The sequence below is a fragment of the Azospirillum sp. B506 genome (assembly GCF_000333595.1).
Lineage (GTDB): Bacteria > Pseudomonadota > Alphaproteobacteria > Azospirillales > Azospirillaceae > Azospirillum.
In genome coordinates, this window is record NZ_BADK01000175.1 from 1 (window position 1) to 2,632 (window position 2,632).

At 63.4% G+C, this 2,632-nt stretch carries 2 protein-coding genes; both read right to left on the reverse strand.

Annotated elements, in window-relative coordinates:
- On the reverse strand, window positions 1–753 hold a 753-nt coding region (ribB, locus tag I71_RS06070), incomplete at its 3' end, for a 3,4-dihydroxy-2-butanone-4-phosphate synthase (RefSeq protein WP_042692340.1).
- A 21-nt stretch (window positions 754–774) separates the two neighbouring features.
- Window positions 775–2,632, reverse strand: a 1,858-nt coding sequence (locus tag I71_RS06075; RefSeq protein WP_307188968.1) for a long-chain fatty acid--CoA ligase, incomplete at its 5' end; no start/stop codon positions are given.

A 2,632-nucleotide genomic window follows, 5' to 3' on the forward strand; every position in this document is an offset into this window, starting at 1 on the left:
CGCCTTCCCGTGCATCGCTTCCGTCTCGATTGCCTTGATGCGGAAGGTGATGGCGCTCCACTCCCCACCCCATAGGCTGTCGAATTTCGCGGTGACGACACGCTCGACGTCATGATCGTGGCGGCGGCGGAAGGCGATCAGGTCGCGGATCGTGCCGATCCTGAGCGCATGGCGCTGGGCGAAGGCGACGAGATCGTCGAGGCGGGCCATCGTCCCGTCCTCCTTCATGATCTCGCAGATCACGCCCGATGGATTGAGACCGGCCAGGCGCGCGACATCCACCGCTGCTTCGGTATGCCCTGCGCGGACCAGCACGCCGCCGGGCCGGGAGACCAGGGGAAATATGTGACCCGGAGAGACGATATGCTCCGGTCCCCTGGCCGCATCGATTGCCACCGCCACGGTCCGCGCACGGTCAGCCGCGGAAATGCCGGTGGAAACCCCGTCGCGCGCCTCGATGGACACGGTGAAGGCGGTCCCGTGGCGGGTGCCGTTCTGCGCGCTCATCAGTTTGAGGCCGAGCTGGTCGACCCGCTCCTTGCCGAGCGCCAGACAGATGAGACCCTTGCCATGCGACGCCATGAAGTTGATCGCCTCGGGCGTCGCCATCTGCGCCGGGATCACGAGATCGCCCTCGTTCTCCCGATCCTCGTCGTCGACGAGGATGAACATTCGGCCGTTGCGGGCCTCTTCGATGATTTCCATCGTCGAGGACAGACACGGGTGGCGTGGGGTGCAGGACAGCATCGTCATGACATTCCTTCGATCACCGCATCACATGTCCGACAGTGCCTGACGGATCAGCGAATCCTCGGAATCGTCGTAGAGTGAATCGATCAGCGCCGCGTAACGCTCGTTCAGCACCTTGCGCCGTTTTTTCCGGGTTGCCGTCATGACGCCATTTTCGGCCGAAAGTTCTTCGGGAAGGATCCGGAACGACTTTATCTGCTCGACCGGCGCCAGCCTCTGGTTCGCCTTGGCGACCTCCGCCTCGATCAGATGGATGACCGCCTCCGACATACAGAAATCCGAGTAGTCGTTGATCGTTTCATTCCGCCCCGTCAGCCAGTCCGTCATCGCGATGCGGTCGACCTCGATCAGCGCCACGAGATATTTGCGTCCGTCACCGCAAACCGCCGCTTCCGAGATGTAGGGGCTCCGGCGCAGCTCGTTCTCGATCTGGGCCGGGCTGATCGACTTGCCGCCGGAGGTGTTGATGATATCCTTTTTCCGGTCGATGATCGCCAGTTGGCCATCGGGCCGGACTTCGACGATGTCACCGGTGTGGAGCCATCCGTCGCGCAGGGCCTCCAGCGTGTCATCCGGCTTGTTCAGATAACCCGTGAACAGGCCGGGTCCTGTCACCAGCATTTCGCCGTCGCCGGCGACCCTGGTCTTCCAACGGGGATCGGCAATCGGAACGCCGATCGTGCCGGGCTTCGACCAGTCCCGCATCTGCCCGGTGTTCGCTCCGACCAGTTCGGTCTGTCCGTAGACCTCCTTGAGGTTCACCCCCCAGGTCTGCCACAGCTTCACGACGTCCGGCGGCATCGGCGCGGAAGCGGTGTAGGGGTATTTGAGTTGGTCCAGACCGATCTCCGCCAGGAGCGGCAGGAAGACCTGATCGCGGCAGGTCGCGAAAAGCGCCTGGAGAAACGGATCGTCCGGACCGTCCGCCTGCCGGTCCGCCAGCGCCTTCTGGGCAATGGACATTGCGAAGCGGTAGGATTTCTTGGCAACCGACGCCGACGCATTGATCCGGCTGACCAGTTCTGCGGCGTAGCGTTGATAGAAGCGCGGCGGCGCCATCCAATAGGTCGGCCTCACATCCCGGATGGTCGTGGCGAAGTCCGCTCCGGTCTCGCCGAAATAGGGCGTGACCTCGCTGATGAGAGGAAGAACGATCCCCTGCCCGAGCCCGACGACATGGGAGAGAGGGAGATGGACGACCACCCGCTGGGGTTCGCGGAAAAGCGCCGGACAAAAGCTTCCGGTGGTCAACAGGCCCTCGATCAGCGACCGATGGGTGAGGATGGCGCCTTTGGGATTGCCGGTTGTCCCGGATGTGTAGACGATGCTGGCATGGTCTTCCGCACGCACCAATCCGGCCTGCTCGTCGAGCAACGACGCGCAGTCGGACGACGAGGCGGAAAACCGCGGCAGCGAGACGATGGTCTTCGTTGACGGAACTGCCGGATCGAAGACCACGATCCTCTTCAGCGTCTCCGCCCGCCGGCTGCGGAGAAGGATGGCGAGTTCCTTCTCTCCGGCGACGAAGGCGAATTTGCTCCCGGAATCCTCCAGGAAATACTCCACCTCCTCGGTCGAAGAGGTGAAATAGATCCCGACCGCCACGCCGCCGGAACAGACCGTCGCCATATAGGCGACCACCCAGTCCTGCGAGATGTCCCCCATGATGGCGACATGGTCCCCTTTCTCCAGACCATGATCGAGGAGGGCACGCGAAAGCGCCGCGACGTCCCTGGCAAATTCTCCCCAGGTCGTGGCGTGCCACGTACCGGCACGCTTCTGGAAGAACGCCACGGCCTCGCCCCGGCTGTCACGGCGGCTGCGAAACAGCGATGGCAGCGTCCCGTCGTCATGTGCGGTCGGCAAGGGGTCGATTGGGGAT